The sequence below is a fragment of the Ensifer aridi genome (assembly GCF_002078505.1).
Lineage (GTDB): Bacteria > Pseudomonadota > Alphaproteobacteria > Rhizobiales > Rhizobiaceae > Sinorhizobium > Sinorhizobium aridi.
On the sequence record NZ_LUAV01000034.1, the window covers coordinates 87541 to 107016 of the forward strand.

At 62.2% G+C, this 19476-nt stretch carries 22 protein-coding genes; 11 read left to right on the plus strand and 11 right to left on the minus strand.

Features of this window, described 5'->3' with window-relative positions:
- Positions 1 to 108: 108 nt before the first annotated feature.
- The 3 genes from AYK65_RS25330 to AYK65_RS25340 form a co-directional block, all read right to left on the minus strand.
- On the minus strand, positions 109 to 918 hold the full coding sequence (locus AYK65_RS25330) for a TIM barrel protein (RefSeq protein WP_046117224.1): 810 nt from the start codon (positions 916 to 918) through the stop codon (positions 109 to 111).
- A 204-nt stretch (positions 919 to 1122) separates the two neighbouring features.
- Positions 1123 to 2010 carry an NAD(P)-dependent oxidoreductase gene (locus AYK65_RS25335; protein WP_081161781.1) on the minus strand — a complete coding sequence of 296 codons (888 nt, stop codon included), beginning with the start codon at positions 2008 to 2010 and terminating at the stop codon, positions 1123 to 1125.
- Positions 2011 to 2107: 97 nt separating this feature from the next.
- Positions 2108 to 2665 (minus strand): DNA-3-methyladenine glycosylase, encoded by a 558-nt coding sequence (locus tag AYK65_RS25340; protein ID WP_026616527.1) that lies wholly within the window; start codon positions 2663 to 2665, stop codon positions 2108 to 2110.
- A gap of 149 nt (positions 2666 to 2814) precedes the next feature.
- On the opposite strand from AYK65_RS25340, the gene AYK65_RS25345 reads away from it, so the two are divergent.
- A complete protein-coding gene (locus AYK65_RS25345) occupies positions 2815 to 4098 on the plus strand; it encodes a DUF763 domain-containing protein (RefSeq protein ID WP_026616528.1) in 1284 nt (427 codons plus the stop codon).
- A gap of 151 nt (positions 4099 to 4249) precedes the next feature.
- The gene (locus AYK65_RS25350; RefSeq protein WP_139015788.1) at positions 4250 to 4519 is read left to right on the plus strand and encodes a hypothetical protein; all 270 of its coding nucleotides are present in this window, start codon (positions 4250 to 4252) and stop codon (positions 4517 to 4519) included.
- 132 nt (positions 4520 to 4651) lie between these two features.
- Here AYK65_RS25350 and AYK65_RS25355 read toward each other — a convergent pair whose 3' ends face one another.
- On the minus strand, positions 4652 to 5038 hold the full coding sequence (locus AYK65_RS25355) for a response regulator (RefSeq protein WP_026616530.1): 387 nt from the start codon (positions 5036 to 5038) through the stop codon (positions 4652 to 4654).
- Positions 5022 to 6692, minus strand: a complete 1671-nt coding sequence (locus AYK65_RS25360; RefSeq protein ID WP_081161784.1) for an HWE histidine kinase domain-containing protein — start codon at positions 6690 to 6692, stop codon at positions 5022 to 5024. Before AYK65_RS25360 ends, AYK65_RS25355 begins: the two co-directional genes overlap by 17 nt.
- A 336-nt stretch (positions 6693 to 7028) precedes the next feature.
- Between AYK65_RS25360 and AYK65_RS25365 the strand changes: the two genes are divergently transcribed.
- Positions 7029 to 7208: a hypothetical protein gene (locus tag AYK65_RS25365; protein WP_026616531.1), complete on the plus strand. Its 180-nt coding sequence runs from the start codon at positions 7029 to 7031 to the stop codon at positions 7206 to 7208.
- Positions 7209 to 7244: 36 nt separating this feature from the next.
- Here AYK65_RS25365 and AYK65_RS25370 read toward each other — a convergent pair whose 3' ends face one another.
- Complete coding sequence (locus AYK65_RS25370) at positions 7245 to 7571, minus strand: hypothetical protein (protein WP_081161787.1); 327 nt, start codon at positions 7569 to 7571, stop codon at positions 7245 to 7247.
- Between the two features lie 172 nt (positions 7572 to 7743).
- Between AYK65_RS25370 and AYK65_RS25375 the strand changes: the two genes are divergently transcribed.
- Positions 7744 to 7959 (plus strand): hypothetical protein, encoded by a 216-nt coding sequence (locus tag AYK65_RS25375; protein ID WP_026616533.1) that lies wholly within the window; start codon positions 7744 to 7746, stop codon positions 7957 to 7959.
- Between the two features lie 12 nt (positions 7960 to 7971).
- Here the strand turns inward: AYK65_RS25375 and AYK65_RS25380 are convergent, their stop codons facing one another.
- Entirely contained in the window at positions 7972 to 8481 is a 510-nt protein-coding gene (locus AYK65_RS25380; protein WP_081161790.1) for a cupin domain-containing protein, read from the minus strand.
- An 87-nt stretch (positions 8482 to 8568) separates the two neighbouring features.
- Here AYK65_RS25380 and AYK65_RS25385 point away from each other — a divergent pair, with 87 nt between their 5' ends.
- Positions 8569 to 8865: a DUF3175 domain-containing protein gene (locus AYK65_RS25385; RefSeq protein ID WP_081161793.1), complete on the plus strand. Its 297-nt coding sequence runs from the start codon at positions 8569 to 8571 to the stop codon at positions 8863 to 8865.
- A gap of 25 nt (positions 8866 to 8890) precedes the next feature.
- Complete coding sequence (locus AYK65_RS25390) at positions 8891 to 9613, plus strand: glutathione S-transferase (protein WP_026616536.1); 723 nt, start codon at positions 8891 to 8893, stop codon at positions 9611 to 9613.
- Between the two features lie 41 nt (positions 9614 to 9654).
- Here the strand turns inward: AYK65_RS25390 and AYK65_RS25395 are convergent, their stop codons facing one another.
- On the minus strand, positions 9655 to 10296 hold the full coding sequence (locus tag AYK65_RS25395; RefSeq protein WP_046117217.1) for a UdgX family uracil-DNA binding protein: 642 nt from the start codon (positions 10294 to 10296) through the stop codon (positions 9655 to 9657).
- Positions 10297 to 10376: 80 nt separating this feature from the next.
- A complete protein-coding gene (gene treZ, locus AYK65_RS25400) occupies positions 10377 to 12182 on the minus strand; it encodes a malto-oligosyltrehalose trehalohydrolase (RefSeq protein ID WP_046117216.1) in 1806 nt (601 codons plus the stop codon).
- 203 nt (positions 12183 to 12385) lie between these two features.
- Here treZ and glgX point away from each other — a divergent pair, with 203 nt between their 5' ends.
- The 4 genes from glgX (at position 12386) to AYK65_RS25420 (ending at position 16108) form a co-directional block, all read left to right on the plus strand.
- Positions 12386 to 14488, plus strand: coding sequence for a glycogen debranching protein GlgX (glgX, locus tag AYK65_RS25405; RefSeq protein ID WP_081161796.1), 2103 nt, complete (start codon positions 12386 to 12388; stop codon positions 14486 to 14488).
- Between the two features lie 380 nt (positions 14489 to 14868).
- A complete protein-coding gene (locus tag AYK65_RS25410; RefSeq protein WP_046117214.1) occupies positions 14869 to 15126 on the plus strand; it encodes a DUF2934 domain-containing protein in 258 nt (85 codons plus the stop codon).
- An 89-nt stretch (positions 15127 to 15215) separates the two neighbouring features.
- Complete coding sequence (locus tag AYK65_RS25415) at positions 15216 to 15644, plus strand: CBS domain-containing protein (RefSeq protein ID WP_046117213.1); 429 nt, start codon at positions 15216 to 15218, stop codon at positions 15642 to 15644.
- A 92-nt stretch (positions 15645 to 15736) separates the two neighbouring features.
- Entirely contained in the window at positions 15737 to 16108 is a 372-nt protein-coding gene (locus AYK65_RS25420; protein WP_026616541.1) for a hypothetical protein, read from the plus strand.
- A 73-nt stretch (positions 16109 to 16181) separates the two neighbouring features.
- On the opposite strand, the gene AYK65_RS25425 is transcribed toward AYK65_RS25420, so the two are convergent.
- Positions 16182 to 16601 (minus strand): DUF4168 domain-containing protein, encoded by a 420-nt coding sequence (locus tag AYK65_RS25425; protein ID WP_026616542.1) that lies wholly within the window; start codon positions 16599 to 16601, stop codon positions 16182 to 16184.
- Between the two features lie 769 nt (positions 16602 to 17370).
- Positions 17371 to 18186 carry a class I SAM-dependent methyltransferase gene (locus AYK65_RS25430; protein ID WP_081161799.1) on the minus strand — a complete coding sequence of 272 codons (816 nt, stop codon included), beginning with the start codon at positions 18184 to 18186 and terminating at the stop codon, positions 17371 to 17373.
- Positions 18187 to 18290: 104 nt separating this feature from the next.
- Between AYK65_RS25430 and AYK65_RS25435 the strand changes: the two genes are divergently transcribed.
- Positions 18291 to 19424 carry an ABC transporter substrate-binding protein gene (locus tag AYK65_RS25435; RefSeq protein ID WP_026616544.1) on the plus strand — a complete coding sequence of 378 codons (1134 nt, stop codon included), beginning with the start codon at positions 18291 to 18293 and terminating at the stop codon, positions 19422 to 19424.
- Positions 19425 to 19476 lie beyond the last annotated feature (52 nt).

Genomic DNA, 19476 nt, shown 5'->3' on the forward strand with positions numbered 1-19476 from the left:
CAAACCAGCGGTTTGCTATTACGGAATAGGTATTCCATTTTATCCGGGCGCCGTCAAGAGAGTCTTACGGCGCCCGCGCGGATTTCCGTTCTTTCCTGCATGGATTGATCAGGTCCTCGAGCGCAGATAGTCCATGCTTTCGCGGAGCGCTGCCGCCGGATCGCCGAGTTCGTGTACGGAGGGAGCGAAGGGTTCGAAGGAAAAGGGTCCTTCATAGCCTTCGGCCCGCAGACGGCGGATCTGGCCGGCATTGTCGAGCCGGTCCTCGGCATCGACCAGGACCCGGTGCGGATCGCGCATGTCGGCCACCGCCACCTCCGTGTCGCTGACGCCGGAAATGTGCACGAGACCGGTTAGGTCCGGGAAGACTTGCTCTTCGCCGGCGAGGTGATGATGAAAGGTGTCGTGCACCAGACGGAAAGTCGTCCCGCCGATTTCGCGGATGGCTTCGGCCGCTTCGGCCTTCGACCGAAGCGAGCAGATCTCGAAGCCGAGCGGCTCGACGAGGCCGATGATTCCCGCGGCGTCCAGCAACGGCTTCAGCGCCTTCAAGGCCTGACGCAGATTCGCTTGCCGGGCGCCATCCTCCCTGCCGCTGCCGTCGTTGACGGGCACTAGGACGAGTGCCTTCGCTCGGCAATCGCGTGCGCAGGAGATAAGGTCGCGCGCTTCTGCTGCCCGTGCCTCGTTCCATTCGTTGAAGCGCTGCAGGGCGTTGATCGAGATGATTGTCAGCCCCTGCTTCTCCGCAAGGGCCTTCACCTCCTTGGGGCTTGTCCCATCGAGAATCGCATTGCCGGCAAGGTCGTTGCGGATTTCGACAGCGGAAATGCCGAGCGATTTGGCGAGCGCGAAGAAGGCATCGAGCGGCAGGCCCGGTGCGGCCATATGGTTGAGGGCGAAGGGAAGGGCGGTCATCGCGGGTGTCCTCCAGGAGCGTTTGGATTGGCTGTCGCGGCAAATCGGAACATTTGTTCCATTTCCGGTCGGCACATTCGCGAGTCTGGAGGCATCAGTCAAAGACCGAGGCGGGAGCGCCTATTTCATTCCTGCAAGATTGTATTCCGGCGATGATGGAATCCTGTCATCGCCGGAGTGACTATCCCGTTCGTCGAACGACGGTCACTTGATCCCATTCGCCTCGGCCACGAAGTCCGACAGCATCGGCACGTAGTCCTCGCCCCGACCTGCACCCACGGCCTGAGCGAAGGAATTCCGGACGGCGGCACCCATCGGGTTCGCCGCGCCGCAGGCATTGGCGAAGGCAGCGAGATAGCTCATGTCCTTGAAGGCGTTGCGGATCGCGAATTTGTGCGCGTTCGGATCACGCTCCAGAACCCAGCGGAAGAAGGTCTGGTAGAAGGGGCAGTCCATGCGGCCGCCGCGGATGACGCTGTCGAAAACCTCTGGCGTGAGCCCGGCCTTTCGGCCGAGCATCAGCGCTTCGGAATAAAGCGCCGCATAGCCCATCGACACGAAGTTGTTGAGCAGCTTCATTGTGTGGCCCGTACCGGTCGGCCCGGTGTGGACGATGCGGCCGGCAAAACATTCGAGCACCGGCCAGACGCGGCGCACGTCCTCCTCCGCGCCGCCGACCATGACGTCGAGCGTGCCGGCGGCGGCGTCGGCGGGCGTGCGGCTGAGCGGCGCGTCGACGAGGGTGACGCCTTTTCCGGAAAGGTCCTTGGCAAGTTTAGTCGTGACGGAGGGATCGGAGGTCGAGCAGTCGACGATGGTAACCGGTTTGCCGGCGCTCGCGATGCCGTCCGGTCCTTCCACGACCGACAGCACTTCCGGGGAGCCGGTGACGCAAAGGACGATAATGTCGCATTCCCCGGCCATCTCACGGGGGCTGCTTGCCTCCTTCGCACCACCAGAGACAAGCGCATCGACGGGTGCGCGATTGCGATGAGCCATCACGAAGAGCGGCCAGCCCTTCTTCAGGATGTTCGCCGCCATGCCCTGGCCCATCAGCCCAAGCCCGATGAAGCCCACATTCGATTTCGTCATTGGTCATCTCCCTCTGATTGGCTGACAGCGTTCCTCAACGTGATCGATTCTAAGTAGTTAGCGCGGAATGCGAGGAAAACCGCGCACACTCCCCAGGTTAGAATTTCCGGCTGACGAAGGGCGAGTTGGCAAGCCCGAAACGCCAGGGATGGTCTACGGCCTTGGTGATCCCGACGCGAAGCCCGGAGAAGATCGGCGGCCGCTTCACCGGCAGGCTGAGAAGAAACGGCTTTTCATAAAGCGGCAGACCGTCTTGCTCCCTGTTGATCGCGAGCGCCTGGCCGACGCGTCCCGGCCCGGAGCATAGCAGCCTCTCTTCCCGAACGCCCCTTCGCGCCTGCATCGTCTCTATACCCCATTTGGGTTCGATCGCGCGGATCAGCACGGCGCTGCCGGGCAGGCAGACGAAGTTCAGGCACCAGTGAAGGCCATAGGAAAGATAGATATAGGCGTGTGCCGGCGGACCGAACATCGCGCGGTTCCGAAGCGTGGCGCCGGCGAAGCTGTGCGACGCGGCGTCATCAGGCAGGTAGGCCTCGGTTTCGGCAATAATGCCGCCGACGCCCGAGACCGTGAATTCGGCGCCGATCAGGTCTGCCGCCACTTCGACAGCGCCGCGCGCGAAAAAGCTTACATCCCACGTCAATCGGTACACCAGTCGGTTCGAGTCGTCCTCATCCTATGCAAGAGGTGCTGACAATGCCACCCGGATGACCAATGCTGCGGCTTTCGCACGCATGAAGCGCTTCCGGCACCAACACGAGCCGTGCTAGCTTACCCATCGCTAAGTCAACGGAAGAAATCATGGCGCAAAGAGCTGGCAATGCGGATCTTCCGCTGCATGGCGGGCGAGTCCCGCGGTGGCTCGGCGACCGCATGACGCGGCTCGGCACGCTGATCACCGAGTCGATCGTTCAGCACTATGGACGCGACGAGTTCCTGAGGCGTCTGGCGCATCCGTTCTGGTTCCAATCCTTCGGCGCCGTAATGGGCATGGACTGGCATTCGTCCGGCATCACCACCAGCGTCATCGGGGCGCTGAAGCGTGGACTGACGCCGCGTGCCGGCGAGCTCGGCATTCATGTCTGCGGCGGTCGCGGCCAGCATTCCCGCAAAACGCCCGGCGAACTCGTGTCTATCGGCGATCGTGTCGGCTTTGACGGCAGTGCGCTTGCCGAAGCGAGCCGGCTCGTCGCCAAGGTCGACAGCGCCGCCGTTCAGGACGGCTTCGACCTCTATCTGCACGGCTTCATCGTCACCGACGACGCCAAATGGGTCGTCGTCCAGCAGGGTATGAACGGAGACCGGCGGCAGGCGCGGCGCTATCATTGGCTCTCGGAAGGCCTCGAAAGCTTCGTCGATTCGCCGCACGCCGCCATCGAAGGAAGAGAACAGGGCGAGATCGTCAATCTCGCTGACCGACGCGCCGCCCCGTCGCGGGCGGCACAGCTCGATCTCCTCCAGTCACTCGGGCCCGACGGGCTCCTGCGCGAAATCGCCTCGATCGAATCGCGTGCCGAGCGTCCGGCGGCTGCGGAGCAACCATTCCTGCCGCACCTCGTCATGCCTGCCCACCACGACGTGCGTGAGAGCGACGTCAATCTCCGACGCCTGCACGGCAATTTCGCCGCCGCCGCCGATCGTGGGCCGAAGGATTTTGAACACCTGCTGTTGGTGCCGGGCGTCGGCGCCAGGACGGTCAAGGCGCTCGCGATGGTTGCCGAGGTGGTTCACGGCGCGCCGTGCCGCTTCTCCGATCCCGCCCGCTTCTCGCTCGCCCATGGCGGCAAGGACCGGCATCCGTTTCCCGTGCCGTTGAAGGTCTATGACGAGACGATCCGGGTGATGAAATCGGCGGTCATGAACGGCCGCCTCGGACGGGAGGAAGAACTCGCCGCGCTGAGGCGGCTCGACGACCAGTCGCGCCGGCTTGAGCGCTACGTCACCGGTCCGGACCTCAAGGAGATTGTCGCGGGTGAGTTCCGCGACTCGGCGCGGTTCGGCGGGCGCAGCGTGTTCGGTTGGGAGCGGGATAGTGGCGAGGCCGAGACAAACCTGCCTCGATCGGGCGACCGCCTCCGGCGCTAGGAGGCCGCGGGAACAATCATTGCAGCGATCGATTTAGAAGTCAGAGCCGGAATAGTGGCGCTTTCTGCGCGTCCCGCTTTCCGCCTGTAAAGATCGCCTTCCGGATTGGAGCGATCCGGACCGTTGCGATCGCCAGTTCATGGAGCTTCCGATGACCGCTGCGATGACTACTGTTGACCACGACACGATCCGCAACTGGGTAGAGGCCCGCAAAGGCCGGCCGGCGCGCGTGAAGGACGCGACCGAGGGTGGCGGTGGTCTTCTTCGCATTGATTTCGGCAAACCCGAAGACACGCTGGAGAAGATCTCCTGGGATGAGTTCTTCAAGATCTTCGACGAGGAGAACCTGGCCTTTCTTCATCAGGATATGACCGATGACGGGCAAACAAGCCGCTTCTGCAAGTTCATCCATCGCCACTGAACGGAAGTGAGCCTTTTGCCCGGAAGGGTGTCAGATTATTTCACTGTTCCATCGAGACAGTGAAATGATCTAACTGTTTGAAACGACGCAATTCCGGACGGAAAACCGTTACACACTTTTCCTGGAATTGCTCTAGGCAGCCAGCGCCTTCGTGGCTGCGTCCAGGAGTTCCTGTTGGCTGGCCGGCTTGTACACCATGATCGCGCCGCCGCATTTTTTTCGCATTCCGGCGGGCAACTTCTGGCCACTGTAGAACAGGAAGGGGATGCCTCGTCTCACGAGCAGATCGGTGACGTCCTCGGTCGTCACGTGACCGAGGCGGATATCCAGGATGGCCAAGGAAAGGGTCTCGCTCTTGGCTGCCTCCATGGCGGCGGAGAGCGTCGTGCAGGGGCCTACGACAACGGCGCCGGCATCCCGAAATGTTGCCTCGATGTCGAGCGCGATGAGGATCTCGTCCTCGGCGACCAGAATTCTGGTGCCGTGCAAAGACCGGTTCTCCTCAGTACTCCGCTCCATTCTCCGGAATCTCCGGCAGCTCGATCTCCATCGTGCAGACGACGCCTTCGCGCTCGAAATCACGATGGACCACCGCACCCGGCAGGCCCTTTTCGATCAGCACGCCACCGAAACCTTGTCTGGTCGGAGGCTCGACCGGCGGCCCGCCGCGTTCTTTCCAGACAACGGTCAGCCGACGGCCATTGTTCCCGTGGTTGAGCTTCCAGCTTAGCGTTACACGTCCTTGTGGTGTCGACAGGGCGCCGTATTTCGCGGCGTTCGTAGCGAGTTCGTGGAGGACGAGTCCGAAGGGGGTCGCGATATCCGGCGTCAGCGTTACCGGCTCGCCCTCGATCTTCAACCTGCGCGGATCTCCACCTGCATAGGCCTCGAGCTGACTGAGTGCCAGCGCGGCCAATTCCGCGCCGGCCCATTCGGAATCGACGAGAAGCTTGTGAGAGCTTGCAAGCGCCGAGAGGCGCCCGTCGAAGCGTTCGACGAAGTCCTCGTTCGAATCGCCGGTGCGCAGCGTCTGGCGCGCCAGCGATTGCACGACGGCGAGCGTGTTCTTTACACGATGGCTCATTTCGCCGAGCAGGAGCTGTCGCCGCCGCTCCCAGCGCTTCTGATCGGTGATGTCGCGTGTGCTCTCGAGAACGAGCCGGCGGTCGCCGAGGGGCATGAGTTCAAGGTGACTTTCCACCGTCAGGACGCGGCCATCTTTCGTGGTGTGACGCAACTCGCCGCTCCAGCGACCATTTTCGAGAAGGGACTGCCTAAGCGCCTCGAATGACGCACCGGGGACGACCGTTTTCAGCAACTTGTTCTTTCTCTTCCCGAGGGCCTCCTCTTTCGTGTAGCCGTAGAGCTGCTCGCTGCCGCGGTTCCACTGTGTCACTCCCCCGTCGTATTCCCAGACGAATATGGGTGAGCGTGAGAGTTCGACGAGCCGCATCTCCTGGTCGAGGCGCTGCTCGCTCTGCCTCACCGCCTCCTCCGCTTCGCGACGTTCCGTGATGTCGACAAAGGTAGCCACAACACCATCGACTTTGTCCTCGATGGTCCGGTAGGGACGCATCCGCACCAGGTACCAGCGGTTGTTGCGGCTCTTCACCTCGTGTTCTATCGGCGTGAGATTCCCCAGCACGGAGCGCGCATCGTCGGCCAGCCTCTCGTATTCGAGGTGATGGGTGAAATCGGTGATCGGCCGTCCTTCGTCATCGTTGGTGACGTGGAAGATCTCCATGAGGCGCGGGGTGAAGCGCTTGATATGCAGTGAGGGGCTGAGGAAAAGCGTGGCCACGTCGGTTGCCGCGACGAGATTCTGCAGGTCGCTATGGGCGCGAGAAACGCTTTCCAATTTCCCCCTGAGCTCTTCATTGTCAGTCTGCAGGTCTTCGTTAGCGGCACGCAGTTCCTTACTGGCGCCTTCCGAAATCATGTACACATGATTTCGCTCAAGCCGGGCAGCATCCTCGACCTGAATTACCGGCATCTGTGTTCGCGTCGACAAAAGGGCGGCAAGCTCGCGCCTGGCGTCAGAATCAAGATGCACGCTTACGACAAAGGCAGCGCCCGTGTCGGCGGGCACGTGTTCGAACAAGGTCTGAAGTGCCTGAACGCCCCCTGCCGAAGCGCCGATACGAACTATCGGCGGATCTGTTTCCCGGCTCATAGTTGCACCCCCAAAGCAAGTTTTGAATCGAAGCCGGGACCTTACCCAGCCGTAGCTTCTTCACGCAAAATTTTTTGAAAAGCGACGATAGCTTAATTCTACACCGAACACCGAGCCGGAGCGACTTCTTCTAGGCCGGCTCGTGGAGCCGCATTTCACAATGCTTCCTTCGGTTCGCTGTTGCTGTGATCGGCAAATCGAGACGGCCGATCGGTTCGGACCACACGATTTGTGGACGGCACCCCATCCACCTTAACAGGTGAGCCGCGCCGAGCAACTCGCTGGATGGAACCCTTCCGCCGACAGACGGTTACCCCGGCAGGAAAGGATTTCGCGATGTTTGCCATCAGAAGGCCGAACGCCGAAGCCGCGCCTGAAGAGCGCCCCCGCCGCGGCGCCGGCGAGCAGAAGGCGACGCCCGTGAAATTCCGGAAGCTCGTCGACGGCGCCGATGCCGAGGATCTCGACGACCCGAACTCGCTCTTCTGGCGCGGCGTTTGGATGACCGTGTTTTGACGGAATGACGGCGCCTGTGGCCTCGCCTGCGGCCGCCTATTGCGCCAGCGTCCGTTCAATTTCCTGTAGCCGGGACGTCAAGCGCTGTATCTCGCCGCGCTTGTCGGCGACCACGTCCCTCGCTGTCTCGAGCCTGTCGGCGCCGGGCAGGGTACCGACGGCTGTATGGGCCTCGGTCGCAATCGCATCGATCTCCGCCTCGAGCCGGTCTATGCGTTCGCGCAAATTGTCGAGCTCCTTGCGGATTTCCGACTGCGAGCTTCCTGGCTTCCGCTCCCATGCATCGATTGGTTCATCGATACCCGCGGGATCGTGTGGACGCGCGGCGGATGATCGTGGGCCTTCGTACTTGTTCCTGCTCATGGCTCACCTCCCAGAAGCGTTTCCAACTCCGGAACGGGGCCGTTAGTTCCGCCTCGATGCTCCTTGGAATAGCCGCGCTCGGCCGCCTTCTCAGGGGAATTTCCCTGTCTGAATGGCGATTGGAACTTCCCGCCGAGATCGTCGTTTCTCCGCATCATCTGGGGAGCGGTCCATGCATTTCGAAGAAACCCTTGAGCTCCATTTCGACCTGTTGAGCCATAAGGCCCTGCTCTGTTGCGGCGCCAGGGACTATGTGCTGCCGGATATCTATCCGACGAAGGAGATGGCGCGGATTGCCGCGCAAAAATTCGCGTGGGAAACGCTCGGCTTGAAAGAGCGGGTACCGGGCTGCCGGCAGGCCTCGGATCTGCCCGTCTGGCTGCGCTGAAAGGCTTCAGGCTCAGGCGCGGACGGCGCGCCGCCAGACCGTGACGGCGGGACCGTCAGCAGCGAGCACGGGATCGAGGCGCGGCAGCGGCACCGAAGCGATTGCCCCACGGTCGGCCTCCGTTGCGGGAGGGCGCTGAACGTCTGCCCGTTGTCCCGGCGGATAGCCGCCGACGACCAGGAAGTCGTCGCTCGCCATCAGCCGACAATGGCCGGTGCCCGCGGGGAGGACGATGGCATCGCCGGCGGCGACCTCCAACTCCCGACCCGCCTGGCCGCCGATCAGAAGCCTTGCGCTGCCGGTGGCGATGCCTAGAACCTCGTGCGCTTGAGAATGATAATGGTGATAGCCGAAGACGCCGTTGCGCCAGAGACCGCCCCAGTCGTTGGCGTGAAAGCGCATCTCGAAGTCCCGCGCGGTGTCGCCCGAGACGTCGATCGCGCGATGGTAGACGAGGACCGGCAGGTGCGGGTTGTTCGGCACGCCGTCGCTCTCGGCAAACATCAACTCATCGATCTTCATCGGACTTCTCCTCGAACGGAACGAATTCCGCAGGCTTCAGTTGAAGATAGGTCGAAGCGCTCTGATGGAAACCATGAAAGAACGACGATGAGCAAAAAGCATGAGAAGAAAAACAAATGGTCGCAGGAGGTAACCGAGCATAGCGATGCGCTGGACCTTGAGCCTGGAGTTTTCAAATTGGATGATCCTAAGGACATCGCGCACTCCTTGAAACGCTCGGCGGAAGAGAGTGATCGCCGAAAATCAAGCCCATTCCGCTCTGCCATGTCGATGCTGACGTTCTATATCAACCGGGCAGGTGCGGGATTGACCCGCAAGCAGAAGGGTGTGCTCGAAAAGGCGAAGAACCAGCTTAGAAAGGATTTCGGCCGCGAGCCCAAATGAAACATCGACAGACGGGGGACTCTCCATGGCTTACAAGCTCTATTACTGGGATGGCATTCCCGGCCGCGGCGAATTCGTACGCCTGGCGCTCGAGGAAGCCGGCGCGGATTACGTCGATGTAGCGCGCGAGCCCGGCGGCACGACGGCAATGCTGAAACTGATGAAAGACGCAGGCGGCGCGACCGTGGCCCTCGCGCCGCCGTTCCTGATGGACGGCGACCGCATCATATCTCATGTCGCCAATATCCTGCTCTATCTCGGCCCGCGGCTCGGCCTTGCACCCGAGGAGGAGGACCTCAGATACGCCGCCAACGGCCTGCAATTGACGATCACCGATTTCGTTGCGGAAATCCACGACACACACCACCCGATCGGTGTCTCGCTCTATTACGAGGAGCAGAAACCGGAGGCGCTGCGGCGATCGGCCAACTTTCTCTCGGAGCGTCTACCGATGTTCCTTGGCTATTTTGAGCGCGTGCTCGTCCAGAACCCGACGGGGCACAAGCACATCGTCGGCAACCGGCTGAGCTATGTCGATCTTTCGCTCTTCCAGGTGATAGAAGGCCTGCGCTACGCCTTTCCCAAAGCGATGGGCGGCTTGGAGGCCAACATTCCCGCGCTGATCGCGTTGCACGACGCCGTTGCGGCGCGGCCGAGGATTGTCAGCTATCTCGCCTCGGATCGGCGATTGTCCTTCAACGAGTCCTGCGTCTTCCGCCACTATCCGGAGCTCGACCGGCAATCCTGATATCCCGGCTTTGGGAGAGATGCACTGGATCACGATGGTTCCTAGCCGATCCGGGCTGCGACCTTGGCAAGGTCTTTCACGAAGCGTGCCCGTTCCGCGGCAGCGTCGCTACCGTCGCGAATTCTCAAGAGATAGGACGGGTGAATCGTGACTAGCACCGGGTAGCCGTCGGGCGTTCCGATCACTTCTCCGCGGTTGCGGGTGACCCCGACGCTGCGCCCGAGCAGCGAGAACAGCGCCGTCGCGCCAAGGGCGACGACGATTTCCGGGTGAATTCGATCAAGTTCCGCGCCGAGCCACCAGGCGCAACGTTGGATCTCACCGGCATTGGGGCGCGAATGGAGCCGGCGCTTGCCGCGCTGCTCGAACTTGAAGTGCTTGACGGCATTGGTGACGTAGCAGTCCGAGCGGTCCACTCCAGCCTCGTGGAGGCATTCGTCGAGAACGCGGCCCGCCGGTCCGACGAAAGGATGACCGGCAAGATCCTCGCGATCGCCGGGCTGCTCGCCGACGAGCACGACACGCGCATCTGTCGGGCCCTCACCGAAGACGAGTTGCGTTGCATTCTTGTAGAGGTCGCAGCGCTCGCAGCCCTCCGCCTGCCGCCTTAAGGCGACGATCGTGGATGCGTCGGCGTGCTCGCCGGAAAGTGCCGGACCGAGTTTCACAATTTCCTTCGGCATCTCCTCCGAGGATCGTTCCTCCCTCCTCGTTGTTGTCCATACTAACCACTAGGTATAGGGGCTGTTCCCACGATGCTGATCTAGCGCGCCACGGCCACGATAATGCCCGGACCGCTCAACTCGTTGCCGGCGGCAGCGTTGTGATCGGGTGCTTCGCTCGCGAAGATCGGTTGGCCGCGGATCGCGGGGATTATCCTCGTTTCCTCCGAAAGGTTGACGCGCAATTCAAGCAAGACCCCCTCGAACTGCCAGTCGATAGCAACTACGCCTTCCTTCGTGGGGGTTGTCCGGTACTGCGGCAAAGCCGTGCCGGCGAGCAAAGGCACGATATGCCGCTGACGGATCTCGGCGAGGTCGCGCATGAAGGCGAGCTGCCGCCTGCCTGCCGGGCTTGCGGCGCGGCTCCAGCGCAGCTTCGATTCGGCAAACTGCCGCTCGTCGAGCGGATCGGGCAAATCGTCCACGGTCTTGCCCGGCGGGAGGCCGCCGAAATTCTCCGCCTCTCCTCGGCGGCCCAGCCGAATGGCCTCGGCGATTTCGCCTTCATAGTCCGTGAAGAAATAAAACGGCTGGGTTTCGCCATACTCCTCGCCCATGAAAAGCAGGGGAATCTGCGGCGCGAGCATCAGCATCACCGTCATCACGCGCAGGTGGTCTTCCTTGACGAGCGATACCAGGCGTTCGCCGAAGGCGCGATTGCCGATCTGGTCATGGTTCTGCAGGAAATTCACGCGACCCTGCGGCGGCACCCGGGCATTGGTCCGCGCGGACAAGAAGTCGTCCTCCTTGGCGGGCATGGCGAAGCCTTCCGTCATGGCGTCCCGCAAGTCGCCCCATGGATCGTCCGCAAAGCGCCGGTAGTGGCCCTCGGTCTCTCCGGTCGCGACGACATGAAGAGCATTGTGGAAGTCGTCGTTCCACGATCCATCGAAGAGAGCGCCAACGCCGTTCGCATCCCGGGCCACGAGGCTTCTGCGGCGATTGGCGTCCTCGACGACGAGATGGATCTCGCGCCCGGCAAAGGTCTGCCGGAGCTCGTGAGCCAGTGCGACCAGGAAATGCGGCTTGCTCGTGTCCCGGATCTGGTCGGTCGCATCGAGGCGCAGCCCGTCGAAGCGGAAGTCGCCGAGCCAGTAGAGCGCGTTCTCTATGAAATAGCGCCGGACCGCATCTTCTTCGAAGGCGATCGAGGCGCCCCAGGGGGTGGGGCGATCCTTGTTGAAGAAGCGTGAGGCATAGCGGGCGAGGTGGTTTTGCTCGGGTCCGAAGTGGTTGTAGACGACGTCGAGCAGGACCATGAGGCCGAGCGAATGTGCCGCATCCACGAGGGCCTTGAGATCGTCCGGCGTGCCATAAGCGTTGTGCGGCGCATAATGCAGCACACCGTCATAGCCCCAGCCGCGCGCGCCGGGAAACTGCGCGACGGGCATGATCTCGACGGCGGTAAACCCGGCCCGGGCCAGATCCGGGAGGCGCTCGACCGCGGCGCGGAAGGTGCCTTCCGGCGTGAAGCAGCCGATATGGAGCTCCGAGATGATCGTCTCCTCCCACGGCCGACCGCGCCAGGAGGTGGCTTGCCACTTGTAGGCCGAGTGATCGACGAGGATCGAAGCACCGGAGGCCTCGCTTTCCTGGGCCGAGGACGCCGGATCGGCGACGGTTGTGCCGTCAGAAAGCCGAAACCAGTAACGGTCCCCCGCGCGTGCTTTCGCTGAGATTTCGAACCAGCCGCCGTCAAGCCGCTGCATCTGGTGCATGGTACCGTTGAGCGCGAGGTCAATGGTCGGCTCGTCGGGCGCCCATAGGCGGAATTGTACGACATCGTCGCCGATGAAATTGGCGCCCCAGCTTTTCCTGAACCCTATGGGCGTCGCTGTCTCTCGCATCGGATCTCGCCCCCCTGTTTGAGAGACGAGGAACTGCCACGCCGGCAGAAAGTTCCGGGGTTGCCTTCAGCGCCGAGCGCACGGTTGGACGCGCACAAGGGCATGTTACACGGCGAGCCACCCCGACTGCCGGCAGGAACAAACGTCGCCCTTCGGCGTTGCCCCATGGCTTTCAGCCCGGCCATAGGGGGCACGACGACAAGATGAATGTTGCGTTCTCGGAACTGGATTTCATCAAACCCGAGCTCGGTGCCGAATATACCGGGCACGGCACGCATTTCGCCGTTTTCTCCGCGCATGCCGAAAAGATCGAGCTCTGCCTGTTTTCCGAAGACGGCCGGGAAACGGCGCGGCTGCCGCTGCCGAAGCGCGAGGGCGATGTCTGGTCCGGCTATATCGAGGGGATCGGCCCGGGCACCCTCTACGGCTATCGCGCCCACGGCCCCTATGATCCGCACAATGGTCATCGCTTCAATCCGAACAAGCTGCTCATCGACCCCTATGCCAAACAGGTCACCGGGGAATTCGTCTGGGACGACGCGCTCTTCGGCTACACGATCGGCAGCCCGGACGGCGATCTTTCCTTCGATGAGCGCGATAGCGCGCCTTTCATGATCAAGGGCGTCGTGCAGGATCCGGACTTCGACTGGGCGGGTGAAGAAGCAATCCGCCGTCCGTGGACGGAAACGATCATCTACGAGGCCCATGTTCGCGGCATGACCATGACCCATCCCATGGTCGCCGACGAGCTGCGCGGCACGTTCCTCGGCATGGCCAGCGACCCGATCGTCGAGCATCTGTTGAAGCTCGGGATCTCGGCGGTCGAACTGATGCCGGCGCAGTATTTTCTCGACGACAGGTACCTGGTCGAGCGGGGGCTCAGGAACTACTGGGGATATCAGCCGCTCGGCTTCTTCGCGCCGCATCCGCGTTATCTCAAAGGCGGCCGCATCACCGAATTCAAGACGATGGTCAAGAAATTCCATGCCGCCGGCATCGAGGTGCTGATGGACGTCGTCTACAACCATACCGCCGAAGGATCGGAACGCGGTCCGACCTTGAGTTTCCGCGGGCTCGACAACCTCAGTTACTATCGCCAGTCGCCCGAGAAGCCGCGCCATACCTACGACACGACGGGCACCGGCAACACGCTCAACGTCGCACATCCCCTGGTCCTGCGCATGGTGCTCGACAGCCTGCGCTACTGGGTCGGCGTCATGCATATCGACGGTTTTCGCTTCGACCTCGCAAGCACGCTCGGTCGTGAATACATGGAGTTCGATCGAGAGGGCGGCTTCTTCGATGCCATTAGGCAGGACCCGATGCTTGCGGGCGTCAAGCTCATCGCGGAACCCTGGGATATCGGGGAGGGGGGGTATCAGCTCGGCGGCTTTCCGCCCCCGTTTCGCGAGTGGAACGACCGGTTTCGCGACGACGTCCGGCGCTTCTGGAAGGGCGATGCCGGAATGATTCCGGCGCTCGCCCAACGCCTACTCGGTTCGCCGGTCGAGTTCCGCCACTCGGACCGCGCCGCGACCTCGTCGATCAACCTCGTAAGCGCACATGACGGCTTCACGCTGATGGATACGGTCTCCTACGGCGAGAAGCACAACGAAGCGAACGGCGAGGAAAACCGCGACGGCCATCCGGAAAACCATTCGGACAATATGGGGGTCGAAGGCGCGACGGAGGACCCGGCGATCAATGCGGCCCGAAGGCGACGACGCCTCGCCATGCTGGCAACGCTGATGGTCAGTCAGGGTGTCCCGATGATGCTCGGCGGGGACGAGTTGGGAAACAGCCAGCAAGGCAACAACAATGCCTATTGCCAGGACAACGAGATCGGCTGGCTCGACTGGCAGGCGGCGGACGAGGACTTTCTGGACCTCTGTCGCAAGCTCGTTTCCTTCCGCAAGGAGCATCCGGTCCTGCGTCAGGAAAGATTTCTCGATGGCGAACCCGACGAAAACGGCCGCGTCGAAATAGCGTGGTACAAGGCCGACGGCAGCCCGATGGACGAGGGGGCGTGGCAGAACGGCGAGTTGCGTCTGATCGGTGCCTGGCTGCGTCGCGCGGCCACCGCGGAAGCTGCCCCGGCGGGCGAGATGTTCCTTGTCCTCAACGCCGGCCCCGATTGCGAGATCGCACTCCCTCGAGCGGAGCACGCCGAGGGGTGGCGGCGCGTGCTCTGCACCGCCCCCGACGACGTCCTTGGCACGCACGGTGCCGCGGACCGGGAGGTCATTCCGGCGCAGAGCATCGCTGCTTTCGTTCCGCACGCGACCGGATCGACGGCGCCGGCTTGAAGCGAAAGGCGGGCGAGCCGCACAGCCGCATCCACCTCGGAAGCCGTCAGGCGCTTGCGGAACAATCTCTGCCGATCGGGATTGTCCGATGAGAGGCGCGTTCTCGCGCATTCGGTTCACTGGAAATGGAGATGAAAATGCCAAATCCGCGTCAGCCGGAGCGGTTCCCGGAGCAACCGCCACAGGAGCCACCGTGGATTCCGGAGCCGCCCATTGAGGAGCCTGAACCCGACCGTCTACCGGATGAAGTGCCGCTTCCCAATCCCGATGAAAATCCCGAGCCGCCAAGGCACTGAGGGCTCATAGCCGATGGAACAAATGCACGGTCGTGCCGTTTCGGTTTTGCCATTAGTGCAGTCCAGCCGTGAGAGGTGAGGGACATGGACAACAACAGGGACATGGATACCAACAAGGAAGAGCTCATCAGGCGCAGGGCCTATGCGATCTGGGAGCAGGAGGGCCGACCGGAAGGCCAGCACGAAAGACATTGGGAGCAGGCGTCGCGAGAAATGCAGGGCGTCCCGCCAGACGGCGGGAGTGAGAAACGCGAAGGCGGGGAAGCGACGGGCGCCTCCCCTGCACCGGCGGCGCCCGAAGGAAGTCCGACGAAGTCGAATCGCAAGAGCAACGGAGGCTGACATCAGCCAAGCAGCTTGCGCGGCGGCCCGGCCGCGACGCCTCTCGGCGTCGCGGCGTAAGAGCCACCGCCCATAGAAGGAGCAGAACAATGCATGTATCGGAAATCATGACCAGAGACGTCGTACTGGCCGACCCGAACGACACGATCGCCTCCGTCGCGCGGCAGATGGCGGACAACGATATCGGCTTCATGCCCGTCGGAGACCATGACCGCTTGGTCGGCATGATAACAGATAGAGACATCGTCGTTCGCGGTGTGGCGGATGGTCTCGACCCGCAGGCGCGCGTTGCAGACGTCATGACCACAGACGTCAAATATTGCTTCGAGGACGACGAGGTGGACGATGTCGCGCGCAATATGGGCGATATCCAGGTCCGCCGCCTGCCGGTTGTCAATCGCGACAAACGGCTGGTGGGGATCGTCTCGCTTGCCGACGCTGCCCGCGAACAGCCGTCGGTCGCCGGCTCAGGGCTCAAGGGAGTAACGACTCCCGGTGGCTCGCACAATCAGACCTAACGGGGCGGCTGACGCGCTCACTGGCTTTTAGCGGGGTGAGGTGATGTGAGAGGCGCAAAAGCGCCTCTCCGCGACGCGCGCAGGAGTTCGAGATGCCACATAAACAGGAAAAGGACCGAAGCCGCGGCGATCTCGCCGATCGCGCATCGGAGGATCACGTTGCCGATGCATCCGACGCGGGCAGCTGGGCTTCGACCCTTGCCAACGACGGGGCGCAGCCCGATCCGCCGCAACCGCCGCCCCATGATTTCAGCGGTAGCGATGAGCGGGTCCGACGCGCACACGCGCTCAGAGCCGAGCCGGAAACGGCGGAAAGCGTGGGAGGCGCGGATGACGCAACGGGGGGCGAATCCTGGAACCGCGTGCTCGGCGACAACACCAATGCCGGCACCCTGCGGTTATTGGCGGCCATAGGCCTCTTCATCTTGGTATCGGCATCGCTGTTCTGGCTTATCGCCGGCTGACGAAAAACAAGCAGCGATTCCATGTCTTCAGCACCCGTGCGTCTGATAAGGCGCACGGGTGCTGTTGGGTGCTCTACTGCTGCGACGGCGCGGGCGTCTGAAGCTTTTCCTGGACCTTCTTCGCCAGTGCCGGGTCGCTCTGCGCGGCCTTCAGGATCGTCGTATATTCCTCGACCGACATGTTCGGCGAGCCTTCGACTGCCTTGACCATCTGCTGGCTCGCTTCGGCCTCGAGCTTTGCTTTGGCGTTTGCGTCCGTGGTCGCTTCGATCTTGGCGGAATATTCCTGCCTGACCTTGTCCACCTGAAGGTAGGCAACGGCAAAGGCATCGATCTTCTGCTCGCTGATGGGGGCGGTCGCTCCGCTCGCATCGGGCTGCGCCGGCGCCGGCTGTTGCGCCTGCGCGACCTCTAGCGCCGCGGCCGGTCCAATAGCCGTTAGGCTGGTGACTGCAACGGCCAGCGATGCGACGAGTGCGTAACGAGTGATCATGTTCGGTTCTCCGTGACGTGCATGACGTGATCGGCAGCAATACCGCCTGCTCATTCGCTTGGCCTCGGAACGTGCGACGCAAGCGATTCCTCAAGCATGCAGGCCTCGGAAGTGCTCGGTGCGGCGAGGGCGGGGCAATTTGCTGACCATTAAGCGGCAGCTTTGTGGCCCTAGCGCGGGATGAGGAAGGGACAGCCGCATCCGGAGGCTGCGGAATCGAAAAGGGCGCTCGACCCTTTCGGGGAGCGCCCTTTGACCCGGAAAACGCGAGCGCGGCGGACCAACATCCGCGCGCCTGGTTCTCGATGACGGGTAGTGGCCGAGAGATGGAGACGGGCGCCGCCGATTTCAAGAGGCAGAGCGGTTCCTGAGAGCGACCCGTGACCTACAGCGCCGCGCGTCTTTTCAGATGCACAGAGGTCGCCTGTACCGCTTTGAATTGCTGTAGTTTTTTGTCCTGAGGCCGGTTCCGGTCAAGGAAACATGTGCTAGATCGCGCGCTGCGCGTGCAGCACATAGCAGACCTGCAAAGAATCGTCTGATGAGATGCGCGTGCCTGGCGTATAGTCCACTCCGTCGAAGCGATGCACCTCCTCCCGCGTGGCGTCGACTTGTGGGCGGCCTTCTCCTCCTCCCGAGGTTGCCCGCGGGATCAGCAACCCTCCTCCTCCCATGTTGCTGATCGGTTCTTTCCGAAGAGCCTGCCGCCCTCCTCCCGCGGCAGGCTCTTTTTTTGGCTATGCATCGCTGCGTCGCGCCGCCCCTCGGATCAGGGGGCTTCCTTCGGCTTGCTTGCGGCAATCGCGTAGCGATGCTGGCTTCTGCGGGCTAGCCCCTTGAAAAAATTCCAGTTCTTCGCCTGCGTCCGGTGTATGTCATGGAGACCGGTGTCGACCTCTATGTCGACGAAACCGGCCGCCCGAAGCAGGTCGACCACGGCGTCCGCGCGAGCTCCATGCGAAAAGTGGACGCGGGAGAGAATGCTGCGATGCGTGTTCATCATCTCGCCCGAAAGCGACGGTGCGTCGGGCTTGAGAAGGCCGAGACGCTGGCCCCAGGCATTCAGCGCCGAGAAGAACCGTTCCAGCCGGTTCGTATTGACGAAATCGCCATCGACGATCAGCAGCCTGCCCCCAGGCTTGAGCACGCGTCGCCATTCCTTGAAAGCCGCGGCCGGGGCGACGAGGGTCCAGACCAGGTGCCGGTTGACCACGACATCGTAGTGGCCGTCCAGCTCCATCGTGTTCTCCGCGTCGCCGATGCGGAAGGAGATATTGCGTCCACGTGCCGTTGCCTTGCGCCGCGCGAGTTCGAGCATCGGCTCGGCCCAGTCGAGGCCGGTGACCCTGAAGCCGAGATCGTCAAGCAGGTGCGAGACGACCCCGGTTCCACTTGCAAGATCGAGCGCCGAGCGTCCGGCGCCCTCGCCGAGATGACGCAAGAAGAGCCTATGCCAAGCGGCGCGTTCTTCCTCCGAGAAGATCTCGTGTCCGGGCGAAAGATCGAAGGTGGCGGCACGCGCGGACCAATAGGCTTTGATTTCGTCACGAAGATCGTAGTTCGGGCGCGCTGCCACGTCGCTCATCTTTATTCAGGCCCCTGCTGTTTGGAAGCGTTCTAAAAGATATATGTTGACTGGTAAAGTCAGGAAATATTAGAAGGCACCGAATTTTAATGGAGCAGGGAACAATGAGGCTTTTCAACAAGGTGGCCGCTGCCGCCGCGGGTCTTTGCGTGCTTATTTCGACGACGGCGCTCGCCGACACCGTGAAGGTGAAAGATGTCACCGGTCGCGAGGTCGAGGTCGACGTGCCGGTCGAGCATGTGATTCTCGGCGAGGGGCGCCAGATCTATTTCGTCGGTGCCCTGGATAAAGACGAGCCCTTCAAGCGCGTCGTCGGCTGGCGCGACGACCTCGCAAAGGCAGACCCCGAAACCTACGCTGCCTACCTCGCCAAATATCCCGAGATTGCCAAGCTGCCGACCTTTGGCGGCATGAAGGACGGAACCTTCGATATCGAGCAGGCGGTGGCGCTGAAGCCGGACGTCATGCTGATGAACATCGACGCCAAGACGGCGACGGAAGAAGCGGGTTATATCGAGAAGCTCGAAAAGGTCGGCATCCCGCTCGTCTATGTCGATTTTCGCGAAAAGCCGATGGAGAACACCGAACCGAGCATGCGCCTCATAGGCAAGCTCTTCGGCAAGGAGGAAAAGGCGGAGGAATTCATCAAATTCCGCGCCGACAGCATCGCCAAGGTTACCGACGTGCTGGCGAAAGCCAATCCGAAGAAGCCGCTCGTCTTCGTCGAGCGCGCCGGCGGTTATTCCGACGATTGCTGCATGTCCTTCGGCAACGAGAATTTCGGCAAGATGGTCGAGTTCGCCGGCGGTGTGAACATGGCGAAGGACATCATTCCGGGAACCTTCGGCACGGTCAATCCGGAGCAGATCATCGCGTCCAATCCCGACCAGATCATCGTGACCGGCGGCAACTGGGAAGGTTATGTCCCGGGCGGAAACTGGGTCGGTGTCGGCTATGGCGCGGATGAGAAGGAAGCGCTGCGCAAGCTCGAAAACCTGACCAAGCGCCCGGCTTTCACCGGTGTGAAGGCCGTCAAGGAAGGCAACGTCCACGCCATCTGGCACCAGTTCTACAACAACCCCTACCAGTTCGTGGCCATCCAGCAGATCGCCAAGTGGCTGCATCCCGATCTCTTCGCGGACCTCGATCCGGAAACGACGTTCAAGGAACTGCACGAGCGCTTCCTGCCGCTGCCTTACAAGAGCGGCTACTTCGTTTCGTTGAATGTGGGTCAATAAGCACCGTATCGGAGGGCAAAAGCCCTCCGCTCGCCTATTTCGAGGTCTTGGA